The organism is Neisseria sp. HMSC061H08 (assembly GCF_001836795.1).
In the GTDB taxonomy this organism is placed as follows: Bacteria; Pseudomonadota; Gammaproteobacteria; order Burkholderiales; family Neisseriaceae; genus Neisseria; species Neisseria subflava_A.
The window spans coordinates 23,819-45,163 of sequence record NZ_KV830575.1; the positions used below are offsets into that span (position 1 = coordinate 23,819).

22 protein-coding genes and 1 tRNA gene are annotated in these 21,345 nt (G+C 47.8%); 18 read left to right on the top strand and 5 right to left on the bottom strand.

Annotated features, from left to right (window positions below):
- Nucleotides 1-13: 13 nt before the first annotated feature.
- A complete protein-coding gene (gene hscA, locus HMPREF2675_RS05240) occupies nt 14-1,873 on the bottom strand; it encodes a Fe-S protein assembly chaperone HscA (RefSeq protein ID WP_070814301.1) in 1,860 nt (619 codons plus the stop codon).
- Between the two features lie 245 nt (nt 1,874-2,118).
- Between hscA and rpsF the strand changes: the two genes are divergently transcribed.
- The 5 genes from rpsF (at nt 2,119) to mltB (ending at nt 4,783) form a co-directional block, all read left to right on the top strand.
- Nucleotides 2,119-2,490, top strand: a complete 372-nt coding sequence (gene rpsF / locus HMPREF2675_RS05245) for a 30S ribosomal protein S6 (RefSeq protein ID WP_004519252.1) — start codon at nt 2,119-2,121, stop codon at nt 2,488-2,490.
- Nucleotides 2,487-2,789: a primosomal replication protein N gene (gene priB, locus HMPREF2675_RS05250; RefSeq protein WP_191620531.1), complete on the top strand. Its 303-nt coding sequence runs from the start codon at nt 2,487-2,489 to the stop codon at nt 2,787-2,789. Before rpsF ends, priB begins: the two co-directional genes overlap by 4 nt.
- Nucleotides 2,790-2,795: 6 nt before the next feature.
- On the top strand, nt 2,796-3,026 hold the full coding sequence (gene rpsR / locus HMPREF2675_RS05255) for a 30S ribosomal protein S18 (protein WP_003678863.1): 231 nt from the start codon (nt 2,796-2,798) through the stop codon (nt 3,024-3,026).
- Between the two features lie 16 nt (nt 3,027-3,042).
- The gene (rplI, locus tag HMPREF2675_RS05260) at nt 3,043-3,495 is read left to right on the top strand and encodes a 50S ribosomal protein L9 (protein WP_003678862.1); all 453 of its coding nucleotides are present in this window, start codon (nt 3,043-3,045) and stop codon (nt 3,493-3,495) included.
- A 208-nt stretch (nt 3,496-3,703) separates the two neighbouring features.
- Nucleotides 3,704-4,783 (top strand): lytic murein transglycosylase B, encoded by a 1,080-nt coding sequence (mltB, locus tag HMPREF2675_RS05265; RefSeq protein ID WP_070814302.1) that lies wholly within the window; start codon nt 3,704-3,706, stop codon nt 4,781-4,783.
- Nucleotides 4,784-4,840: 57 nt separating this feature from the next.
- Here mltB and HMPREF2675_RS05270 read toward each other — a convergent pair whose 3' ends face one another.
- Nucleotides 4,841-5,554 (bottom strand): aldose epimerase family protein, encoded by a 714-nt coding sequence (locus HMPREF2675_RS05270; RefSeq protein WP_070814303.1) that lies wholly within the window; start codon nt 5,552-5,554, stop codon nt 4,841-4,843.
- Nucleotides 5,555-5,752: 198 nt separating this feature from the next.
- Here HMPREF2675_RS05270 and dnaX point away from each other — a divergent pair, with 198 nt between their 5' ends.
- Both dnaX and HMPREF2675_RS05280 read left to right on the top strand, forming a co-directional pair.
- The gene (gene dnaX, locus HMPREF2675_RS05275) at nt 5,753-7,756 is read left to right on the top strand and encodes a DNA polymerase III subunit gamma/tau (protein WP_070814304.1); all 2,004 of its coding nucleotides are present in this window, start codon (nt 5,753-5,755) and stop codon (nt 7,754-7,756) included.
- An 89-nt stretch (nt 7,757-7,845) separates the two neighbouring features.
- Nucleotides 7,846-8,181 carry a YbaB/EbfC family nucleoid-associated protein gene (locus HMPREF2675_RS05280; protein ID WP_070814305.1) on the top strand — a complete coding sequence of 112 codons (336 nt, stop codon included), beginning with the start codon at nt 7,846-7,848 and terminating at the stop codon, nt 8,179-8,181.
- Nucleotides 8,182-8,328: 147 nt separating this feature from the next.
- Here the strand turns inward: HMPREF2675_RS05280 and HMPREF2675_RS05285 are convergent.
- Nucleotides 8,329-8,404 (bottom strand) — tRNA-Asn (locus HMPREF2675_RS05285).
- A 138-nt stretch (nt 8,405-8,542) separates the two neighbouring features.
- The gene (locus tag HMPREF2675_RS05290) at nt 8,543-9,034 is read right to left on the bottom strand and encodes a NemA protein (RefSeq protein WP_070814306.1); all 492 of its coding nucleotides are present in this window, start codon (nt 9,032-9,034) and stop codon (nt 8,543-8,545) included.
- 180 nt (nt 9,035-9,214) lie between these two features.
- On the opposite strand from HMPREF2675_RS05290, the gene dapF reads away from it, so the two are divergent.
- From dapF to HMPREF2675_RS05310, 4 genes are all read left to right on the top strand, one after another.
- On the top strand, nt 9,215-10,066 hold the full coding sequence (dapF, locus tag HMPREF2675_RS05295) for a diaminopimelate epimerase (protein ID WP_070814307.1): 852 nt from the start codon (nt 9,215-9,217) through the stop codon (nt 10,064-10,066).
- On the top strand, nt 10,063-10,665 hold the full coding sequence (locus HMPREF2675_RS05300; RefSeq protein WP_070814308.1) for a hypothetical protein: 603 nt from the start codon (nt 10,063-10,065) through the stop codon (nt 10,663-10,665). The genes dapF and HMPREF2675_RS05300 overlap by 4 nt, the downstream gene beginning before the upstream one ends.
- Before the next feature lie 106 nt (nt 10,666-10,771).
- The gene (cysK, locus tag HMPREF2675_RS05305; protein WP_100066632.1) at nt 10,772-11,704 is read left to right on the top strand and encodes a cysteine synthase A; all 933 of its coding nucleotides are present in this window, start codon (nt 10,772-10,774) and stop codon (nt 11,702-11,704) included.
- Between the two features lie 145 nt (nt 11,705-11,849).
- Complete coding sequence (locus HMPREF2675_RS05310) at nt 11,850-12,359, top strand: membrane lipoprotein lipid attachment site-containing protein (protein ID WP_049344413.1); 510 nt, start codon at nt 11,850-11,852, stop codon at nt 12,357-12,359.
- Nucleotides 12,360-12,443: 84 nt separating this feature from the next.
- Here HMPREF2675_RS05310 and HMPREF2675_RS05315 read toward each other — a convergent pair whose 3' ends face one another.
- A complete protein-coding gene (locus HMPREF2675_RS05315) occupies nt 12,444-12,827 on the bottom strand; it encodes a YkvA family protein (protein ID WP_039861948.1) in 384 nt (127 codons plus the stop codon).
- Between the two features lie 462 nt (nt 12,828-13,289).
- Between HMPREF2675_RS05315 and sdhC the strand changes: the two genes are divergently transcribed.
- From sdhC to HMPREF2675_RS05350, 7 genes are all read left to right on the top strand, one after another.
- Nucleotides 13,290-13,667, top strand: a complete 378-nt coding sequence (gene sdhC, locus HMPREF2675_RS05320) for a succinate dehydrogenase, cytochrome b556 subunit (RefSeq protein WP_004519263.1) — start codon at nt 13,290-13,292, stop codon at nt 13,665-13,667.
- Nucleotides 13,661-14,002, top strand: a complete 342-nt coding sequence (sdhD, locus tag HMPREF2675_RS05325; protein ID WP_004519264.1) for a succinate dehydrogenase, hydrophobic membrane anchor protein — start codon at nt 13,661-13,663, stop codon at nt 14,000-14,002. The genes sdhC and sdhD overlap by 7 nt, the downstream gene beginning before the upstream one ends.
- A gap of 2 nt (nt 14,003-14,004) precedes the next feature.
- Nucleotides 14,005-15,768: a succinate dehydrogenase flavoprotein subunit gene (gene sdhA, locus HMPREF2675_RS05330; RefSeq protein WP_070461322.1), complete on the top strand. Its 1,764-nt coding sequence runs from the start codon at nt 14,005-14,007 to the stop codon at nt 15,766-15,768.
- 119 nt (nt 15,769-15,887) lie between these two features.
- Nucleotides 15,888-16,595, top strand: a complete 708-nt coding sequence (locus HMPREF2675_RS05335) for a succinate dehydrogenase iron-sulfur subunit (protein WP_002241462.1) — start codon at nt 15,888-15,890, stop codon at nt 16,593-16,595.
- A 3-nt stretch (nt 16,596-16,598) separates the two neighbouring features.
- Nucleotides 16,599-16,847 carry an FAD assembly factor SdhE gene (locus HMPREF2675_RS05340; RefSeq protein WP_003678830.1) on the top strand — a complete coding sequence of 83 codons (249 nt, stop codon included), beginning with the start codon at nt 16,599-16,601 and terminating at the stop codon, nt 16,845-16,847.
- A 124-nt stretch (nt 16,848-16,971) separates the two neighbouring features.
- The gene (gltA, locus tag HMPREF2675_RS05345) at nt 16,972-18,255 is read left to right on the top strand and encodes a citrate synthase (protein WP_070645446.1); all 1,284 of its coding nucleotides are present in this window, start codon (nt 16,972-16,974) and stop codon (nt 18,253-18,255) included.
- A 209-nt stretch (nt 18,256-18,464) separates the two neighbouring features.
- Nucleotides 18,465-21,293: a 2-oxoglutarate dehydrogenase E1 component gene (locus HMPREF2675_RS05350; protein ID WP_070814309.1), complete on the top strand. Its 2,829-nt coding sequence runs from the start codon at nt 18,465-18,467 to the stop codon at nt 21,291-21,293.
- Nucleotides 21,294-21,345: the final 52 nt, after the last annotated feature.

Here is a 21,345-nt window from a genome sequence, read left to right on the forward strand (position 1 = left end):
AAACCATTTGCCGTCAAATATTATCAACGCTTTGGCCTGTCAACGCGCGTTGGATGTTGCGGTTCATGCGTTTGGCGGCGAAGTTGTCGGTGCTGTAGCTGAGTTTGGCGACGGCGGCACGGATGTCTTCGGCTTTACCGTCTTTCAGATAGCTTTGCAAAGCGGCGATGTCTTGTTGAATCTGTTGCAATTCTTCGGCTTCCAATAAATCGCTGTCCAACTCAAGGGCGGCATTGACGGCGTCGGTCAGGCTTTCGGCTTCGATGACGGCTTCGGCACGGGTGCGTGCGGCCATGTCTTCGGCGGCGTTGCTCATGCTGTCTTTGAGCATTTGGGTAATGGTGCCGTCGTCTAAACCGTAGGAAGGTTTGACTTCGATTTGCGCCTGTACGCCGGTGCTTTGTTCTTGTGCAGAAATGGACAGCAAACCGTCGGCGTCAACTTGGAAGGTTACGCGGATACGCGCCGCGCCTGCGGCCATCGGCGGAATGCCGCGCAGGGTAAATTTGGCCAGGCTGCGGCAGCCGGAAACGAGTTCGCGCTCGCCTTGTACGACGTGTATCGTCATGGCAGTTTGACCGTCTTTGAAAGTGGTGAAATCCTGCGCGCGCGCGGTAGGAATGGTGGAATTGCGCGGGATGATTTTTTCGGCAAGGCCGCCGTAGGTCTCCAGGCCAAGTGATAAAGGTGTAACGTCAAGCAGCAGCCATTCGCCGTCGGTTTTGTTGCCGGCAAGGACGTTCGCCTGGATGGCGGCGCCGAGTGCGACGACTTCGTCGGGGTTGAGGTTGTTCAACGGGGTTTGTCCGAAGAAGGTGGCGACCGCTTGTTGAACATGCAACATGCGGGTCGAACCGCCGACCATAATCACGCCTTTGACATCTGCCTTGGTCACGCCTGCGTCTTTCAAAGCCTGTTTGACGGGTTCGATGGTTTTTTGTACCAGATTTTGGGTCAGATTGTGAAACTCTTGGCGGGTAATGACAGTATGGACTTTATGGCCGTCTGAAAGTGTGGTTTCGATAACGGCTTCGGTTTGAGTGGTCAGTTTTTCTTTGGTGGCACGGACAAGGGAAAGCAGAAGCTGGCTGTCTTGTTCGTTGAGTTTGGAAAGGTCGTTTTGTTCCAGCAGGTGGCAGAACAAGCGATGGTCGAAGTCGTCGCCGCCCAATGCGCTGTTGCCGCCGGTGGCTTTGACTTCAAATAATCCTTTGGTCAGTTGTAATACGGATACGTCGAATGTGCCGCCGCCCAGGTCGTAAACGACAAACGTGCCTTCCGAGGCGTTGTCCAGCCCATAGGCGATTGCGGCGGCGGTCGGCTCGTTGAGCAGGCGCAAGACATTCAAGCCTGTCAAACGCGCGGCATCTTTGGTGGCTTGACGTTGGGCATCGTCGAAATAGGCGGGAACGGTAATGACGGCGCCGACCAAATCGCCGCCTAATGTTTCTTCGGCGCGCAATTTAAGGGCTTTGAGGATTTCTGCCGATACTTCGATAGGCGTTTTCGCACCTTGACGGGTGTTTAATTCGACCACGCGCTCATTGGGTGTAAATTGATAGGGCAGGTATTGCGCGTCTTGTGTGAGGTCGGTAAGGGTGCGGCCGATCAGGCGTTTGGCGGAGCTGACGGTATTTAGCGGATCGGTTTTTTGTGCGGAAAGGGCGTTTTTGCCGACTTCGACTCCGCCATCCAAATAGCGGACAACCGAAGGCAGGGTAGTACGACCGTCTGAATCGGGCAGACAGACTGCGCTACCGCTGCGTACGGTGGCCACCAAGCTGTTGGTTGTACCTAAATCAATGCCTACGGCGAGGCGGTGTTGATGGGGGGCGGCGGACATGCCGGGTTCGGAAATCTGCAAAAGAGCCATGATTGTGTGCCTTCTGATGCTGTATTTATTAGGATGGGGCAGATTTTAGCAGATTTTTGGCAGATAGTTGAGTGGTTTGCTAGGAAATAACCCTAAGGCCTAATGTTGTTTTTTAATTGAAAAGAAAGTGGATTTTGAATCCGGACTTGTATTTTTTAAGAAATGCGGATAAAATTCAGCCTCTTTGCCTTGCCTTTTACTTCGCATGGTGAAAGGCTGTTTTTAATCATCCATAAGGAGATAACATGCGTCATTACGAGATCGTGTTTATCGTTCATCCTGATCAAAGCGAGCAAGTGCCTGCTATGGTTGAGCGTTACAAAACCATGATTACCGAAGCTAACGGTAAAATCCACCGTTTGGAAGACTGGGGCCGTCGTCAATTGGCTTACCCAATCAACAAAATCCACAAAGCACACTATGTTTTGATGAATATCGAAACTACTCCTGAAGTGGTTGAAGAGTTGGAAACTGCTTTCCGCTTCAATGATGCCGTACTGCGTCACCTGACCATCAAAACAAAACACGCTGTAACTGAAGCTTCCCCAATGCTGGGCGGCGAAAAAGCAAAAAACTTGCTGAACGGTGCGGCTGAAGAAGTTGCAGCAGCCGAATAAGATTGAATAATCTGATTAAGCTTACCGCCCGTATCTTACAGGTTCAGCCTTTGAGATATACGCCGGCAGGAATTCCTGTTTTAGATGTTGTGTTGCAACATGAATCTTGGCAGGAAGAAAACGGACAGAAATGTCTGGTCAAGTTTGAAATTCCCGCGCGGATTTTAGGTAAGCAGGCTGAAGAATGGCAGTATCGGCAAGATGCCGTCATCGAGTCGGAAGGTTTTTTGGCGCAACGCAGCCAACGCTTCCCCAAGCCGGTACTACGCATACAGAACATTAAAGAATATAAAGGTTAAACGACAATGGCTCGTCAATCATTCAAACGTAGAAAATTCTGCCGCTTTACGGCTGAAAAAATCCAAGAAGTTGATTACAAACAAGTTGATTTGTTGAAAGACTTCATCTCTGAAAACGGCAAAATCATCCCTGCCCGCATTACTGGTACTAAAGCACACTACCAACGTCAGTTGGCTACTGCTGTGAAACGTGCCCGTTTCCTGGCTCTGTTGCCTTACACCGATCAACACAAATAATTTTGGAGTTTAAATCATGCAAATTATTCTGTTAGAAAAAATCGGCGGTCTGGGTAACTTGGGTGATATCGTTACCGTTAAAAACGGTTACGCACGCAACTTCCTGATCCCTGCCGGTAAAGCAAAACGTGCAACCGAAGCCAACATGAAAGAATTCGAAGCACGCCGCGCTGAATTGGAAGCCAAACAAGCTGAAATCTTGGCTGATGCTAAAGCCCGTCAAGAAAAACTGGAAGGCCAAACCATTACTGTTGCTCAAAAAGCCGGTGTTGATGGTCGTCTGTTCGGTTCTGTTACCAATGCTGACATCGCTGAAGCGATTGTTGCTGCCGGTATCCAAGCTGCTAAAGCAAACGTACGTCTGCCTAATGGCCCATTGAAAGCTGTTGGCGAATACGAAGTTGAAGTGGCTCTGCACACTGACGCTGTTGCTAAAATTACCGTTGCTGTTGTTGCAGCCGCTGAGTAATTGATTCATTTAAGGCCGTCTGAAAATCAAGGGTTTCCTTGGATTTCAGACGGCCTTGTTTATGTGCTTGAGCCGAAGCAAATAGGTGTCGAGTTGCCTATATTTTGGGCTGATTAAAAAGTATGGCGGTTGGCATAGAGAGATGATGTGTTGGACGAATATTCTTTCGTACTCGGATTTGTCATAGTATTTAATAAAGAGATTATTTATGAATAAAATCAAAATCTTTGGGATGGGTCTGGCTGCTTTGGCTTTAGCTTCATGCGGCACTCCGCAAAAGCCTGCTGTTGATACGGCAAAACCTGTCGAGCCTGTTTCCTCTGCAAAACGACCTGTATTTGATGCTGCGGCTGAATCTGTTGCCAGCAGCGGTTTTAATGAAAACGTCAATGTTCAGCAGTTTATCCAATATGAAGTGAAAAACCGTCGTTTCAGTGCGGAAGAATTGCGTAACTTCTTTAATGGTGTGGTGTATAAAGGCAATATTATTACCATTATGTACCGCCCAAGCACTTCGCGTCCTTGGTATGAATTCCGCACCGGTAACTCCGGTGCAGCCAAATTTAACGGCGGCAGACAATTCTATGCGGCAAACCGTGCCGTAATTGATGATGCGGCACGCAAATACGGCGTACCTGCCGAATTGATTGTGGCGATTCTCGGTATTGAAACCAATTACGGCAAAAATACGGGCAGCTTCCGCGTTGCCGATGCCTTGAGTACATTGGCCTTTGATTATCCCCGCCGTGCCGAATTTTTCCAAAACGAATTGAGCGAACTTTTGCTGATGGCAAAAGAAGAAAAAGAAAATATCTTTGACTTCAAAGGCAGCTATGCCGGCGCGATGGGTATGCCGCAATTTATGCCTTCAAGCTACCGTAAATGGGCGGTGGACTATGATGGTGATGGTCATCGCGATATTTGGAATAATGTCGGCGATGTGGCGGCTTCTGTCGCCAATTATATGAAACAGCATGGCTGGCAGACCGGCGGTAAGATGGTTGTGCCGGTCAGTCTGACGATTACGCCGCACTTGCAGGCAATTATCGATGAGAAAACTGCTTTGACACGCACTGTCGCAGATTTCAAAGCCTTGGGCGTCGTGCCTCAAACTACTGTTGCCGATAATGAGAAAGCTGTATTGTATGCTTTGGAAACCAGTCCTGGCGTATTTGAATACTATTTGGGCCTGAATAACTTCTACACTGTATGGCAATACAACCACAGCCGTATGTATGTAACAGCGGTACGCGATATTGCGAATGCAATCAACAACAATGGCCTGTAAGCCATAAGAAAACCACCCTTCGGGGTGGTTTTTAGATATTGAGGATTTGTAAGGGAGTTAAGCCATCAGTCTGATTTTCATGGCGTAACGTTTTTTACTGTGCCCTGAAACAAATTGTCCGCCTCGGGCAGGGGATAAAAATGCATTGCCTTCTGCGGTTGGCTCTGCACAAGTATATTGGCCGTTTCGATCGCTCCAGAGTGCGTACACAGGCAGATTGTGGGTACGGATATCCAGTTTCAAGCCGTCAAATGCAACGTGTGCATCCTGGTCGGAGGAAACAAATTCGGTATGGGAGATATAGTCGGCATCGTATGGCGCGCCGTTGAAATCAAATTGTGTACCGGCGGCGGTAAAGTAGGGGTGGAATCCTGGAGAGGTGCGGACAGGCGATTCGCCGTAATTGCAGACGGTCAGGATGGCGATGGCTTCATTTTCGTTAGGCAGGCTGTAATCGAGCAACCATTCGACGTGTTCATAGCCTTTTTCTGTGCTGATTAATTTCAAGCCGATATCTGATTCATTTTGATGGCGGATTTCCCAGTCTGAGGTTCTGCCGAAACCATGTTGGGCCAGATGATTTTTGCTGTCAGGTCCGAATTGGGGTAGGCAGACGTGCATGCCACCGCGTAATTTTGTGTCATCGCCGACTTGAACGCTGGTTTTCGGAAATAAGACTTCCCGTCCTTTTAGAATCAGGGAATCAATATATCCGCCCATTGTATTGACTTGCATAGTGGCTGATTGTTTGCGTAGTATGATTTCAGACATGATGTTTCAAACTTCAAATTACTTATCATTTATGTAGCATTCTAACATTGCAATAACATGCTGTCGCCGTAGCCTTGATAGAAAATCCTTAATAAAAATCAAAAAAATGCTAGAATATATGCCATTTTCTGAGGTCGTCTGAAGAGCAGATCATTCTTTTCAGACGGCCTTCCGATTTATTTCCCGTAGAGAAACAACATGGCTTATCAAGTTCTTGCACGAAAATGGCGTCCGAAAACCTTTGCCGATTTGGTCGGTCAGGAACACGTCGTCAAAGCCCTGCGCAACGCGCTGGACGAAGGCCGTCTGCACCATGCCTATCTGCTGACAGGGACACGCGGTGTGGGTAAGACCACGATTGCCAGGATTTTGGCCAAGAGCTTGAACTGCGAAAATGCCGTGCATGGCGAACCATGCGGTCAGTGTGAAAGCTGTACGCAAATCGACAGCGGCCGTTATGTGGATCTATTGGAAATCGACGCGGCATCGAATACCGGTATCGACAATATCCGCGAAGTGTTGGAAAACGCGCAATACGCGCCGACTGCGGGTAAATACAAAGTCTATATCATCGACGAAGTGCATATGCTTTCCAAAAGCGCGTTCAATGCCATGCTGAAGACTTTGGAAGAACCGCCTGAACACGTTAAATTTATTTTGGCGACCACCGATCCGCATAAAGTCCCCATTACCGTATTGAGCCGCTGTTTGCAGTTCGTTTTGCGCAACATGACAACGCAGCAGGTTGCCGAGCATTTGGCGCATGTCCTGGACCGTGAAAACGTTCCTTATCAGCCGCAGGCCTTGCAGCTTTTAGGCCGTGCCGCCGCCGGCTCGATGCGCGATGCGTTGAGCCTTTTGGATCAGGCGATTGCCATGGGTTCGGGTAAAGTTGCCGAACAAGATGTCCGCCAGATGATCGGAGCGGTCGATAAACAATATTTGTTTGAATTGCTTGAAGGAATCATTAATCAAAACGGTGAGGCTTTGCTGGAAAAAGCTCAGGAAATGTCTGCCAGAGCGATTGGTTTTGACAGCGCATTGGCAGAATTGGCCATGCTGTTGCAACGTTTGGCTTTGATTCAAACCATTCCTTCTGCCTTGGCAAATGACGACCCTGAACGTGAAACCTTGCTTCGTTTAAGTCAGGCCTTGAGTGGTGAGCAGATTCAGCTTTATTATCAATGTGTTATTCATGGTAAACAGGATTTGCCGCTGGCTCCGGACGAGTATGCCGGTTTTGTCATGACGCTTTTGCGCATGCTTGCATTTGCGCCATTGGCCGCTTCGGGTTGCGATACGCAAAGTCAGATTGAACACACGGATTTGCATTCCGATTATCAGAAAGCTGAGGCTGAAAAAAAGCCTTTTCAGCTGCCGAAATCTGAGCCGATAGCAGCACCGGCGGTTGAGAAAGAGGCTGTTCCGACCAAACAGGATACCGTTGAAAGGCCGTCTGAAGAAACCGTTCAGCCAGTTCAGCAACAACAGACGGATGTACCGCCTTGGGAGGAAATGCCGAGCCAAGTATCGGCTGAGCCACCTCAAATTCAAGCGGCGCAGAAGCAAGAAGCTGCGGAACCATTGCCTGTTGCACAAGTTCAGAGGGCCCCTGAGCCGGAAGAATATCTGCACATGGATGAGGAAATTCCGCCTCCGTATTTTGATGAAGTATATGTATATGAAGATTCGCATCGTGCTGATGTAATGGAAGTACCGCAGCCGGGTGCATCTGCTGAGTCTGAAGAAGAGGAGGGGGATGAAGAAGAGCTTCAGTTCGCTCCTTTGCCTGAGTTTAAAACAGAGAATTGGCACAGCATTATCGAACGCTTCGCCCGTAAATTAGGCGCGGCGCAGATGTTGGCGCAAAATGCGGCATGGACGAGTTATGATGCGGAAGCAGGTTTAATCATGCTGTCGTTGACGGATGAGGCCAAAGCCACGGCCAATAAAGAGCGCTTGGATAAAATCTGCCAGACGTTGAGCGAGGCTTACCATCTTGGCAATTTAAGGCTGCAAACCGAGCCTTGGCAAGATGATAAAGGCTGGGAAACGCCGGTGATGCGCCGTAAACGTATTCAAGAAGAAGGGCGGCAGCAGGCGCAAGATTTGCTGGAAGCGGATACAACGGCGCAGAAAATCTTGCAAACCTTTGAAGCGCAATGGCTGCCGGATTCTTTAGAATTGGCAGGACATTCTTAACATACTGATATACAAGGCCGTCTGAAAGGCAATAGCGTTTTCAGACGGCATGAGTGAAACCCATTTATTCAAACCCATAGGAGTAAAACATGTTTGGAAAAGCCGGATTAGGCGGCCTGATGAAACAGGCCCAACAAATGCAGGAAAACATGAAAAAGGCACAAGCCAAGCTGGCTGAAACCGAAGTTGAAGGTGAGGCAGGCAATGGTTTGGTGAAAGTTGTGATGACGTGTTCGCACGTTGTCCGCAAACTTGAAATCAGCCCTGATTTGATTCAAGAAGCCGCTGACGACAAAGAAATGTTGGAAGATTTGGTATTGGCCGCCATCAATGCCGCTTCTGAAAAAGCCGAAGAAATGACCAACAAAACCATGGGCGCATTTACCCAAGGTCTGCCAGCAGGCATGGGAGATTTCTTCCGTTGATTTAAAATCAATAAAAGGCCGTCTGAAGCCAGATTTGGGTTTCAGACGGCCTTTTTTATTATGAGGATTCAGGGCTTTCTTTGGGGAAGAACAATCGTTCTTTATTGATGTAAAAAAGCCTGAACAGAAGTTCAGGCTTTTAAAATTTGGCTCCCCGACCTGGGCTCGAACCAGGGACCTGCGGATTAACAGTCCGTCGCTCTACCGACTGAGCTATCGGGGAATGGGGCGTATTATAATGGCTGGAAAAAATGTGTCAATCCATATTTTCAAGAAAATGGTGCAAAATATTTCAAATGTTTGAATGTTAAAAATATTTTGTAATCAAGTTTCACAGGCTTCCAGCCGTTTCAGACGGCCTTTAGTATTTGGCGTTAACCAATTTGCCGTTTTGGAATACTTGTTGCTGCATCACGGTGCCGTTGTAGGCGTAAGTGGTCAGCGAGCCGTTGCTTGGCGTGGCGCGGAACTGCATCAGCTGGTTGCGGCTGAGGACATAGGGGTCCGTGCGTTTTTGGCTGTTGTCGCTGTAAAAGTCTTGGACGACATATTCGTTGTTGCGTTTGCTGATCAGTTGGCGATGGAAGCCTCCTTTGACTGCGCTGTTGCTGGGTGTGCCGTGTGCATCAAAATAGGTCACGATTTGTTCTTCTGAGATACGGATGCCGTCTGAATCCGTGCCTTTGGTGGTTTTGTTTTTGTCCAAGCCGACAGGGATGTTGATGGATGTACCCAAGCCGACATGGCGGCCGATGCCGGTGCCGACGCCTAAGCCGACGGAAACACCTGGCGTGCCGACTGTACATGCGCTGAGTGAAGCGGCCAAAAGGGCAGGTAAGAGAACTTTTTTCATAATGTGTATCCTTGTAATAAGAAATGTTTGTAATGTTGGAAGTATAGTATTTTTGCGGGGTGGCTGGTGTTAGTATTGGTAAAAGGGCGCAAGGCCGTCTGAAAAACAAGATAGAAACGGATATATCATTCTGGTGTAGAATGTGCCGAAATAATGATTTAATAAGAATGTGAATGAATAATGAAAACTTTAAAATTTACGAAGATGCACGGCTTGGGCAATGATTTTATGGTGGTCAATGCCATCGAGCAGGACTTTGATCCGTTGGCTGCGCCGCTTGCTCAATGGGCAGACCGCTATCGCGGCGTGGGTTTTGATCAGTTTTTGGTAGTGGAGAAGCCTTCTTCTGATGCGGTCGATTTTCGGTACCGCATTTTCAATGCCGATGGTCGGGAAGTAGAGCAGTGCGGCAATGGCGCGCGTTGTTTTGCGCGTTTTGTCGCGGATAAGGGTTTGACGGATAAAACGGAAATTTTGGTCGAAACGGCCAAAGGGATTATTGTGCCGAAGCTGTTGGATAACGGTTTGGTTACCGTCAATATGGGTAAACCGCGTTTCATGCCGTCTGAAATTCCGTTTGTGCCTGCGCATGGTGAAAATGAAGATGCGCTGACACATATTGTCTTGGTCGGTTTGGAATCTGTACCGGTAAGCTGCGTGAATATGGGTAATCCTCATGCGGTGATTTTGGTTGATGATGTTGAGGCTGCGCCGGTGGAGCATTGGGGCGGTGCCATTGAATCGCACGAGCAGTTTCCTGAACGGGTCAATGTCAGTTTTATGCAGGTTGAAGATGAGTTGTCCGTCCGGTTGCGTGTGTTTGAGCGCGGGGTGGGGGAAACTCAGGCTTGCGGCACTGGAGCGTGTGCGGCCGTGGTGGCCGGCGTGCGCAATGGCCTGCTGAAAGCGAGGGCGCCTGTGCGTGTTACTCTGCCTGGGGGCGAACTGTTTATCAGTTGGGAAGAAGGGGGCGATGTGCAAATGACCGGCCCTGCTGAAACCGTTTTCGAAGGTGAGTTGCAGTATTCATGATGGTTTCTTTGGATTTTTGGTTTGCCATTGTGTATGCTGCGGTATCGTTGGCGTTTATTTTTCGTGCGCAGCGGTTTCAATGGTTTTGGGCTGCGGTGTTGTTGTGGCTGGGGATTTCGGCACTGGGCGCGCGCCTGTTGCCCGGAATGTGGGGCTTTACGCATACAGGCCCTTTGTTCATCCCTCATTTTTACCTGACCGCCGCCAGTGTTTTCTTCTTTATTGACGATTGCAGTAAAACGGAAGACAGAAAGTTTTGGTCGGCAGGCGAATATGCCGGTTTGACCTTATTTGCCGTTTCCAATGTCGTCATGACCTTGGCTTTTGTTTTCTTGGCTGTCGCGGTTTATTTCATCTTACCGCTGGCAGGCTCGGTTTTTGCATGGACGGCATTGCTGAAAATTTATGCTTTGAAACCCATTTATTGGTTTGCATTGCAGGGCGTCCTGATGCTGGTGTTTTATCTGCACAGAGTGGTTGTTTGCAAGCAGTCTGCCTCTCTTTTCAGTATGCGGCAGATGTGGGCAGGCTGGACGGTTGCCGTCGTGATGCAGGCTGTGGTTGCCGTTGCATTGATTTTTGAGCGCAGTGGATATTGACCGCGCTTGAACCAAAAGTTATAAAGAAAGAAATTTTCGATATTGGTTTTTCAGACGGCCTGAGTTTAATATGCAGGCTGTATTACATCTAAATCAGGAGCAGGAAATGAAAATTGCAAATAATATTACCGAGCTGATCGGCAACACACCTCTGGTGAAACTGAACCGCCTGACCGAAGGTTTAAAAGCGCAAATCGCCGTTAAACTTGAATTCTTTAATCCAGGCAGCAGCGTGAAAGACCGTATTGCCGAAGCCATGATTGAAGCGGCCGAGCAAGCCGGTAAAATCAATAAAGATACCGTTATCGTCGAGGCAACCAGTGGCAATACCGGTATCGGTTTGGCCATGGTGTGCGCGGCCCGCGGTTATAAATTGGCCATCACCATGCCTGAAAGCATGAGTAAAGAACGCAAAATGCTGCTGCGTGCGTTTGGTGCAGAATTGATTTTGACTCCTGCTGCCGAAGGCATGGCAGGCGCTATTGCCAAAGCCCAATCTTTAGTGGACGAACATCCGGGCACTTATTTCATGCCGCGCCAATTTGATAACGAGGCCAATCCTGAAGTTCACCGCAAAACCACTGCCGAAGAGATTTGGCGCGATACAGACGGTAAAGTAGATATTTTCGTGGCCGGTGTGGGTACTGGCGGCACGATTACCGGCGTGGGCGAAGTGTTGAAAAAATACAAACCCGAAGTTCAAATCGTGGCTGTCGAGCCTGAAGCTTCTCCGGTATTGAGTGGTGGCGAAAAAGGCCCACATCCGATTCAAGGTTTGGGCGCAGGCTTTATCCCCAGCGTTTTGAATACGACTGTTTACGACAGCATTGTCAAAGTACCTAATGAAGCAGCGTTTGAAACTGCACGCGCTATGGCTGAAAAAGAAGGCATTTTGGTAGGTATTTCTTCAGGTGCCGCAGTATGGAGCGCATTGCAACTGGCCAAAAAACCTGAAAACGAAGGTAAGCTGATCGTTGTCTTGTTGCCATCATATGGCGAACGCTATCTTTCTACGCCTCTCTTTGCCGATTTGGCATAATATAGGATTGTTGTTAAAAGGCCGTTTTCAGACGGCCTTTTTTGCGTATGGGCTTGAGATATCGTATGAAATCTGTTGTAATTCAGTTAATGAGCTTTGAATACCGTTATTCAAAAGTTGGTTTCTTCAACGAATCATGCTTATAATGCGCATCATGAAAAAATACATTCTTCCTATCCTTGCTGTGGCGGCACTTGCCGGTTGTGAATCAATTTATGTTCCAACATTGAAAGAAGTGCCAGTTCGACCAACCAACGTCAAGAAACCTAAGGCTGATTCACAAGTTTCAGCTACCGGTTATCATTTGGCTCCTTCGCATTGGGCAGATGTTTCCAAGATTCATGATGAAGCACGTCGCTTGAGTACCCAAGTGAGCCAAGGTAGTCTGACCAAAGTTCAGGCTGCACAATATTTGAACCGCTTCCGTATCCAACAAGTGGGACGCAACTCTGTCGATGACAGTATGTACGAAGTTTATCTGCGTTCTGCCGTTGACAGCCAACGTGGTGAAATTACTACCGAGCAATCCAAACAGTACATCCAAGGTGCTTTGCGCGGTTGGCAACAGCGTTGGAAAAACATGGATACCAAGCCAAGCAATCCTGCGTTTACCAATTTCCTGATGGAAGTTATGGGTATGCAGCCTTTGAAATAAAAAAGTCATAAACTGAGAAGGCCGTCTGAATATTCAGACGGCCTTCTTTTTGTATTTATATATGTGTAGTCGAATTGTATCCAATTAAGAACCAAACAACTTGTCAGCCGCTTGACGGGCTTTTTCTTGAATATCTTCGGTCAGATAGTTTTTCATCTGAGAATAAACCAGCGCAATGACGGCAATGTCATCGCTGAAGCCAAATGGAATCAGAAGGTCGGGAATGCTGTCGATAGGGCTGAGGAAATAAACCAGTGCGCCGACAATAATCATTTTAGCCCGTTTGGGCGTGTGTTCGGATTCCCAAAGGTAATAAAGTACATAAAGCTGTCGGACGACAGGTTTGCCCAGGCGGCCGGCAAAGCGTCCGAGTTTTTTCATAAAACCGGATGTGTCCAAGTTTCGACGGCGGAAGGAGGGGATGTAGTCTTCCGGATCGGGTGTGTTTTGATGAGGGGAGTGTGTCATGATGCAGCTTCCTTATAAGGTATGGAAACATTGTTGGTGTTGTGCTGTATTTTAGTCCATCTAGGGATAGATGAAATGTCTTTGAATGTATAACTATGTAAGAGTAGTAGTAATAATGCAATAGTAATAAGTTAAAAATGGCTTATGCCTTTGTAAAGATTAGGTATCAAGAGTGAGAATTTATCTCGCAATAGATACGATTCTCAAATCATAATGATGTTATTGTAAGTGCTTTGATGGGGAGATGGCTTAATTGCAGGAAAGTAACAAAAAAGGCTAGCCACGCAAAAAAAAATCTAAGAATGATTGTTTGATTTTATTAGTCTTTTGGTAAAAATCATTAGAGCATTCATAAATTGCACTGTTCAAAATGAGATAAAACAGGTAAATTATGGTTTATGTAGCTTATTGTAGTGCTGAGCTATAGGTTTTGAGCTGATAATAAATCTAGAGGAACTGACCATGTCCGCCAAATCACGCCCGGTATTTTTGGAAATTCCGAATATCCGATTGCCCATACCGGGGATTGTATCTATTCTTCACCGTATCAGCGGCGTCGGCTTATTTGTGATGCTGCCTGTTCTCTTGTATTTCTTCTCTGGAACGCTGGATCGCGAAGCGTCGTTTGAAGCATATCGTTCTGCTATTTCCAATCCGTTTGTGAAGCTGATCCTTATCGGTCTGTTGTGGGCATATCTGCACCACTTTTTTGCCGGTATCCGCTTTCTGTTTTTGGATGTGCATAAAGGCCTGGAATTAAATACTGCCCGTACTACTGCTAAAGTTGTATTTGCTTCTGCTTTGATTCTGACCGTCGTTTTGGGAGCTTTGTTATGGTAGAACGTAAATTGACAGGTGCGCATTACGGTTTGCGCGATTGGGCAATGCAACGTGCAACTGCGGTCATCATGCTGGTGTACACCGTGGTTCTTTTGGTTGTTTTGTTTACGTTGCCTAAAGAATATTCGGCATGGCAGGCATTTTTTGATCAAACTTGGGTGAAGGTGTTTACCCAAGTGAGCTTCTTGGCCGTATTCCTGCATGCATGGGTAGGTATCCGTGATTTGTGGATGGACTACATTAAGCCTTTCGGCGTGCGTTTGTTTTTACAAGTTGCCACCATCGTTTGGTTGGTAGGCTGCTTGGTGTATTCAGTTAAAGTAATTTGGGGGTAAATATGGGTTTTCCTGTTCGCAAGTTTGATGCCGTGATTGTTGGCGGTGGTGGTGCAGGTTTACGCGCAGCCCTCCAATTGTCTAAATCCGGCCTGAATTGTGCTGTTTTGTCTAAAGTCTTCCCAACCCGTTCTCATACTGTAGCGGCTCAAGGTGGTATTTCTGCTTCATTGGGTAATGTGCAGGAAGACCGTTGGGATTGGCATATGTACGATACCGTAAAAGGTTCCGACTGGTTGGGCGACCAAGATGCGATTGAGTTTATGTGTCGCGCAGCGCCTGAAGCTGTAATTGAGTTGGAACACATGGGTATGCCTTTTGACCGTGTGGAAAGTGGCAAAATCTACCAACGTCCTTTCGGTGGTCATACTGCAGAACACGGTAAACGCGCGGTAGAACGTGCATGTGCTGTTGCTGACCGTACCGGTCATGCGATGTTGCATACTTTGTACCAACAAAACGTCCGTGCCAATACACAATTCTTTGTGGAATGGACAGCGCAAGATTTGATTCGTGATGAAAACGGCGACGTAGTCGGTGTAACCGCCATGGAAATGGAAACCGGCGAAGTTTATATTTTCCACGCTAAAGCTGTGATGTTTGCTACCGGTGGTGGCGGTCGTATTTATGCTTCTTCTACCAATGCTTATATGAATACCGGTGACGGTTTGGGTATTTGTGCCCGTGCAGGTATTCCGTTGGAAGACATGGAATTCTGGCAATTCCACCCGACTGGTGTAGCCGGTGCCGGTGTATTGATTACTGAGGGTGTGCGTGGTGAGGGCGGTATTCTGTTGAATGCCGACGGCGAACGCTTTATGGAACGTTACGCACCAACCGTAAAAGACTTGGCTTCCCGTGACGTGGTTTCCCGTGCGATGGCGATGGAAATTTACGAAGGTCGCGGCTGTGGTAAAAACAAAGACCATGTATTGCTGAAAATCGACCATATCGGTGCAGAAAAAATTATGGAAAAACTGCCGGGCATCCGCGAGATTTCCATTCAGTTTGCCGGTATTGACCCGATTAAAGACCCGATTCCTGTTGTGCCGACTACCCACTATATGATGGGCGGTATTCCGACTAACTACCATGGCGAAGTTGTTGTTCCGCAAGGTGAAGATTATGAAGTGCCTGTAAAAGGTCTGTATGCGGCAGGTGAGTGCGCATGTGCTTCCGTACACGGTGCGAACCGCTTGGGTACCAACTCCCTGTTGGACTTGGTGGTATTCGGTAAAGCTGCCGGCGACAGCATGATTAAATTCATCAAAGAGCAAAGCGACTGGAAACCTCTGCCTGCTAATGCCGGTGAATTGACCCGCCAACGTATCGAGCGTTTGGATAATCAAACTGGCGGCGAAAACGTTGATGCATTGCGTCGCGAACTGCAACGCTCCGTACAACTGCACGCCGGTGTGTTCCGTACCGATGAGATTCTGAGCAAAGGCGTTCGAGAAATCATGGAGATTGCCGAGCGCGTGAAACGTACTGAAATCAAAGACAAGAGCAAAGTGTGGAATACCGCGCGTATCGAAGCTTTGGAATTGGATAATTTGATTGAAGTAGCGAAAGCGACTTTGGTGTCCGCCGAAGCGCGTAAAGAATCGCGTGGCGCACACGCTTCAGACGACCATCCTGAGCGCGATGACGAAAACTGGATGAAACATACCCTGTATCATTCAGATACCAATACTTTGTCTTACAAACCGGTACATACCAAGCCTTTGAGCGTGGAATACATCAAACCGGCCAAACGCGTTTATTGATGAGTTTTCAGACGGCCTTTATCTTAAAGGCCGTCTGAAACCTAACCATACCCACATTGAACTGCTTGAATTCATAATACAAAATCATTGGGCAGTTTATGAGAAAAGGAACACTTCTCATGGAAAAAATGAGTTTTGAAATTTACCGTTATAACCCGGACGTTGATGCCAAACCTTATATGCAACGTTACGAGTTGGAATTGGAACCAACGGACGTTAAACTTTTGGACGCTTTGGTGCGTCTGAAAGCACAAGACGATACATTGTCTTTCCGCCGTTCTTGCCGCGAAGGTATTTGCGGTTCTGACGGTATGAACATCAACGGCAAAAACGGCTTGGCATGTCTGACCGATCTGCGTGGTTTGAAACAGCCGGTTAAAATCCGCCCTCTGCCAGGTCTGCCTGTTATCCGCGACCTGATTGTGGATATGACCCAATTCTTCAAACAATATCACTCCATCAAACCTTACGTTGTCAACGATAACCCTATCGATGCGGACAAAGAGCGTCTGCAAACTCAGGAAGAGCGTAAAGAGTTGGACGGTTTGTACGAATGTATTTTGTGTGCTTGCTGCTCGACTGCCTGCCCGTCATTCTGGTGGAACCCTGATAAATTCGTTGGTCCGTCTGGTTTGCTGAATGCTTACCGTTTCATTGCGGATAGCCGTGATACCATTACTAACGAGCGTTTGGATAATCTGAACGACCCATACCGTTTGTTCCGTTGCCACACCATTATGAACTGCGTAGACGTATGTCCTAAACACTTGAATCCGACCCGAGCCATCGGTAAGATTAAAGAGATTATGTTGAAACGAGCCGTTTAAGAAATGATGGTTTTTGACGATATTGCCAAACGGAAAATCCGTTTTCAAACCCGCCGGGGATTATTGGAATTAGATTTAATCTTCGGCAGGTTCATGGAAAAAGAATTCGAGCACCTGAGTGATCAGGAGTTGTCCGAATTTTCCGAAATCCTCGAATTTCAAGACCAAGAGTTGCTTGCCTTGATTAACGGACATTCGGCGACGGACAAGAAACACCTGATTCCCATGCTTGAAAAAATCAGACAGGCATGACGTATTATAGAGCTTGTTTGCGATGCTAATCCGAACAAGCTCTTTCCATACTGAGGCCGTCTGAAAAAAAGGACCGTGCCGCTTGGGCGGCAACGAAAGCCCCAACTTACAAAGGAGTTTAAGAATGTCTAAATCAGTCAAGCTCACCACCCCAAATCAAGAGACCTTGGAACTGCCAGTATTGGAAGCAAGTATCGGCCATGATGTGGTTGATATTCGTGCTTTGACAAAAAATACAGGTCTGTTTTCATTCGACCCAGGATTCGTGTCAACTGCAAGTTGCGAATCCAAAATCACTTATATTGATGGCGATGAAGGTCTGTTGTATTACCGTGGTTATCCTATCGAGCAGCTGGCCGAAAAATCCGATTATTTGGAAGTTTGCTATCTGTTGATTTACGGCGAACTGCCTACCCCTGAACAGAAAAAAGAATTTGATGCCACAGTCGGTCGCCATACTATGCTGCATGAGCAGCTGACTTGGTTCTTCCGCGGTTTCCGTCGCGATGCGCATCCGATGGCGATGATGGTTGGCGTGGTTGGCGCTTTGTCTGCTTTCTACCAAGACAGCTTGGATATTGCCAATCCTGAGCACCGCAAAATTGCGATTTACCGCTTAATCTCCAAAATCCCGACCATTGCGGCAATGTGTTACCGTTATTCCAACGGCCTGCCGTTCAATTATCCAAAAAATAACCTTTCCTATGCTGAAAACTTCTTGCACATGATGTTTGCGACACCATGTGAAGAATACAAACCTAATCCAGTATTGGCTCGCGCGCTCGACCGCATCTTTATTTTGCATGCCGACCATGAGCAAAACGCTTCTACTTCGACCGTACGTTTGGCCGGCTCTTCTGGTGCAAATCCATTTGCCTGTATCGCTGCCGGTATCGCCTGTTTGTGGGGTGCTTCACACGGCGGTGCAAACGAAGCTGTGTTGAAGATGCTGGACGAAATCGGCGATGTGTCTAATGTTGCCGCATACATGGAAGGTGTGAAACAACGCAAATATCGTCTGATGGGCTTCGGTCACCGCGTATATCGCAATATGGACCCACGAGCCAACATCATGCGCGAAACCTGTTATGAAGTCTTGAAAGAATTGGGCTTGGAAGACAGTCCTAAATTCAAGCTGGCGATGGAATTGGAACAAATTGCACTGAAAGATCCATTCTTTGTTGAACGCAAGCTGTATCCAAACGTCGATTTCTACTCCGGTATCGTCTTGTCCGCATTGGGCATTCCAACTGAAATGTTTACCGTTATCTTCGCATTGTCGCGCAGTGTAGGTTGGATTTCTCATTGGCATGAAATGATTAGCGATCCGGCACTGAAAATCGGTCGCCCACGTCAACTGTATACCGGTGCAGAACGTCGCGATTACGTTCCGGTAGATAAACGCTAATAAACAATACATTAATATATTGTTGAAAAGTCGTTTGAAAAAATCGAATTACCGTTTTCAATGAGGTTGGTCGTAATTAATTAAGTTGATAGCAGGTAATTTGATTTGAAATAGGGTAGAATAAAGTGTCATTTCAGACGGCCTGAATTCCGTTCGGAGAACACGGGATTCTACCCTTTGTTTATATTTTAAAGAAAAGAGCTCACGCCATGATGGACGAAAAACTCAATTTCTCTTATCTGTTTGGTTCTAATGCGCCATACATCGAGGAGTTGTATGAAAAGTTTCTGGATAATCCGGAATCTGTCGATGAAAAATGGAAACAGTACTTTACCGATTTGAGTAAACAGCCGGGCGCAGTCGCTGTCGATGTTGCCCATACACCGATTCGTGAATCATTTGCCACTTTGGCTAAAAAGAAAATTGCCGCAGCCGTCGCAGGCGGTGTGGATGAGGCAATGATGAAAAAGCAAGTCAGCGTTTTGCGACTGATTTCTGCCTATCGTATCCAAGGCGTGGGTGCAGCCCAACTTGATCCGCTCAAACGTATTCCTCCTCAAAATATCGAAGCTCTCGATCCTAAATTCCACGGTCTGTCAGATGCCGATATGGCGCTTCAGTTCAATATGGGCGAGGGCGATTTTTCCGGTCAGAGCAAACTGCCTCTGTCCCAAATCATCAGCAACCTCAAACAAACCTACTGCGGCCATATCGCGGTAGAGTACATCTACATTCCAAATACCGAAGAGCGCCGCTGGGTTCGCAATTATTTTGAAAGCGTACTGTCTACGCCAAGCTACAACGTTGAACAAAAACGCCGTATCTTGAAAGAAATGACTGCTGCCGAAACTCTGGAACGCTACCTGCATACCAAATATGTCGGTCAAAAACGCTTTGGTGTAGAAGGCGGTGAAAGCGCGATTGCCGGTTTGAACTACCTGATTCAAAACGCCGGTAAAGACGGTGTGGAAGAAGTCATCATCGGTATGGCACACCGTGGCCGTCTGAATGTTTTGGTTAACATTTTGGGCAAAAAACCGGCTGATCTGTTTGCTGAATTTGAAGGCCGTGCCGAAATTAAATTGCCTAGCGGCGACGTGAAATACCATATGGGCTTCAGCTCCGACATTGCTACGCCACACGGCCCGATGCACGTTTCTTTGGCATTCAACCCGTCACACTTGGAAATTGTTAACCCAGTAGTGGAAGGTTCTGCGCGCGCCAAACAAAAACGTTTGGGCGAAAACGGCCGCGATAAAGTCTTGCCGGTATTGATTCACGGTGACTCCGCATTTATCGGTTTGGGTGTTAACCAAGCGACATTCAACCTGTCTAAAACACGCGGTTATACCACCGGCGGTACTGTCCACATCGTGATCAACAACCAAATCGGCTTTACCACTTCCGATACCCGCGATACCCGTTCTACCGTACACTGTACCGATATCGCAAAAATGGTTTCCGCTCCGGTTATCCATGTGAACGGCGATGATCCTGAACGCGTTTGCTTTGCCATCCAAGCTGCCTTGGATTACCGTAAAAAATTCCATAAAGACATCGTGATCGACGTTGTCTGCTACCGTAAATGGGGCCACAACGAGGGCGATGATCCGACCCTGACCCAACCGATGATGTACAAAAAAGTATCGCAACACCCGGGTGCGCGTGCTTTGTACACCGAGCAACTGATTGCCGAAGGCGTAGTCACCCAAGCTGAGGCTGACGGTTACATCCAAGCCTACCGTGATGCTTTGGACAAAGGCGAACATGTTGAACAAACAACGCTGAGCAACTTCCAACGCACACAAATCGACTGGAGCAAATACCAAGGCAAAGATTGGCGCGAAAAAATCGAAACCGGTTTGCCTGCCGCCGACATCGAGCGTCTTACTGAGAAATTCACCGCCGTACCGGAAGGCTTTGCCCTGCATCCGACTGCAAAACGTGTGATCGAAGCGCGTAAAGCCATGGCATCAGGCAAACAGCCTATCGACTGGGGTATGGCCGAAACCCTTGCATACGCAAGCCTGCTGACCAAAGGTCATGGCGTGCGTATCTCTGGTGAGGACTCCGGCCGCGGTACATTCTCACACCGTCATGCCGTTCTGCACGATCAAAAACGCGAAAAATGGGACGACGGTACTTATGTTCCTCTGCGCCATATGGGCGAAGGCATGGGCGAGTTCCTGGTTATCGACTCCATTTTGAACGAAGAAGCCGTGATGGCGTTCGAGTACGGCTTTGCCTGCTCCGCACCTGACAAGCTGACCATTTGGGAAGCTCAATTCGGTGACTTCGCCAACGGCGCGCAAGTGACTATTGACCAATTCCTGTCTTCAGGCGAAACCAAGTGGGGTCGCTTGTGCGGTCTGACCACCATCCTGCCGCACGGCTACGATGGTCAAGGCCCTGAGCACTCTTCTGCACGCGTAGAACGTTGGTTGCAACTGTGTTCTGAGAACAATATGCAAGTCATCATGCCGTCTGAAGCGTCGCAAATGTTCCACCTCTTGCAACGTCAAGTCTTGGGTTCATACCGCAAACCGCTGGTGATTTTCATGTCCAAACGCCTGTTGCGCTTTAAAGGTGCAATGAGCCCGCTGGAAAACTTCACCGAAGGTTCGACTTTCCGTCCGGTTATCGGCGATACCGCCGAACGCGCAAGCAACGATAGCGTGAAACGCGTGGTATTGTGTGCCGGTCAGGTTTACTATGACTTGGAAGCCGGCCGTGCTGAGCGTAAACTGGAAGATGATGTCGCTATCGTCCGCGTTGAGCAGCTGTATCCATTCCCATACGAAGAGGTTAAAGCTGAGCTGGCGAAATATCCGAACGCAAAATCTGTGGTTTGGGCGCAAGAAGAGCCGAAAAACCAAGGCGCGTTCTATCAAATCCGCCACCGCATCGAAGACGTTATCAGCGAAGAGCAAAAACTGTCTTATGCCGGTCGTCCAAGCAGTGCATCGCCTGCAGTGGGCTACTCAAGCAAACACATTGCTCAATTGAAACAATTGGTTGAAGACGCTTTGGCATTGTAAACCAAGTAGCATTCCGTCTGAGTCTGCTCAGGCGGAATGCCCATATGCAGAA

What these genes read in the sequence shown, in the direction of transcription:
- hscA (WP_070814301.1), bottom strand. Translation starts at nt 1,873, where the DNA reads ATGGCTCTTTTGCAGATTTCCGAACCCGGCATGTCCGCCGCCCCCCAT.
- rpsF (WP_004519252.1), top strand. Translation starts at nt 2,119, where the DNA reads ATGCGTCATTACGAGATCGTGTTTATCGTTCATCCTGATCAAAGCGAG.
- rpsR (WP_003678863.1), top strand. Translation starts at nt 2,796, where the DNA reads ATGGCTCGTCAATCATTCAAACGTAGAAAATTCTGCCGCTTTACGGCT.
- rplI (WP_003678862.1), top strand. Translation starts at nt 3,043, where the DNA reads ATGCAAATTATTCTGTTAGAAAAAATCGGCGGTCTGGGTAACTTGGGT.
- mltB (WP_070814302.1), top strand. Translation starts at nt 3,704, where the DNA reads ATGAATAAAATCAAAATCTTTGGGATGGGTCTGGCTGCTTTGGCTTTA.
- HMPREF2675_RS05270 (WP_070814303.1), bottom strand. Translation starts at nt 5,554, where the DNA reads ATGTCTGAAATCATACTACGCAAACAATCAGCCACTATGCAAGTCAAT.
- dnaX (WP_070814304.1), top strand. Translation starts at nt 5,753, where the DNA reads ATGGCTTATCAAGTTCTTGCACGAAAATGGCGTCCGAAAACCTTTGCC.
- HMPREF2675_RS05280 (WP_070814305.1), top strand. Translation starts at nt 7,846, where the DNA reads ATGTTTGGAAAAGCCGGATTAGGCGGCCTGATGAAACAGGCCCAACAA.
- HMPREF2675_RS05290 (WP_070814306.1), bottom strand. Translation starts at nt 9,034, where the DNA reads ATGAAAAAAGTTCTCTTACCTGCCCTTTTGGCCGCTTCACTCAGCGCA.
- dapF (WP_070814307.1), top strand. Translation starts at nt 9,215, where the DNA reads ATGAAAACTTTAAAATTTACGAAGATGCACGGCTTGGGCAATGATTTT.
- HMPREF2675_RS05300 (WP_070814308.1), top strand. Translation starts at nt 10,063, where the DNA reads ATGATGGTTTCTTTGGATTTTTGGTTTGCCATTGTGTATGCTGCGGTA.
- cysK (WP_100066632.1), top strand. Translation starts at nt 10,772, where the DNA reads ATGAAAATTGCAAATAATATTACCGAGCTGATCGGCAACACACCTCTG.
- HMPREF2675_RS05310 (WP_049344413.1), top strand. Translation starts at nt 11,850, where the DNA reads ATGCGCATCATGAAAAAATACATTCTTCCTATCCTTGCTGTGGCGGCA.
- HMPREF2675_RS05315 (WP_039861948.1), bottom strand. Translation starts at nt 12,827, where the DNA reads ATGACACACTCCCCTCATCAAAACACACCCGATCCGGAAGACTACATC.
- sdhC (WP_004519263.1), top strand. Translation starts at nt 13,290, where the DNA reads ATGTCCGCCAAATCACGCCCGGTATTTTTGGAAATTCCGAATATCCGA.
- sdhD (WP_004519264.1), top strand. Translation starts at nt 13,661, where the DNA reads ATGGTAGAACGTAAATTGACAGGTGCGCATTACGGTTTGCGCGATTGG.
- sdhA (WP_070461322.1), top strand. Translation starts at nt 14,005, where the DNA reads ATGGGTTTTCCTGTTCGCAAGTTTGATGCCGTGATTGTTGGCGGTGGT.
- HMPREF2675_RS05335 (WP_002241462.1), top strand. Translation starts at nt 15,888, where the DNA reads ATGGAAAAAATGAGTTTTGAAATTTACCGTTATAACCCGGACGTTGAT.
- HMPREF2675_RS05340 (WP_003678830.1), top strand. Translation starts at nt 16,599, where the DNA reads ATGATGGTTTTTGACGATATTGCCAAACGGAAAATCCGTTTTCAAACC.
- gltA (WP_070645446.1), top strand. Translation starts at nt 16,972, where the DNA reads ATGTCTAAATCAGTCAAGCTCACCACCCCAAATCAAGAGACCTTGGAA.
- HMPREF2675_RS05350 (WP_070814309.1), top strand. Translation starts at nt 18,465, where the DNA reads ATGATGGACGAAAAACTCAATTTCTCTTATCTGTTTGGTTCTAATGCG.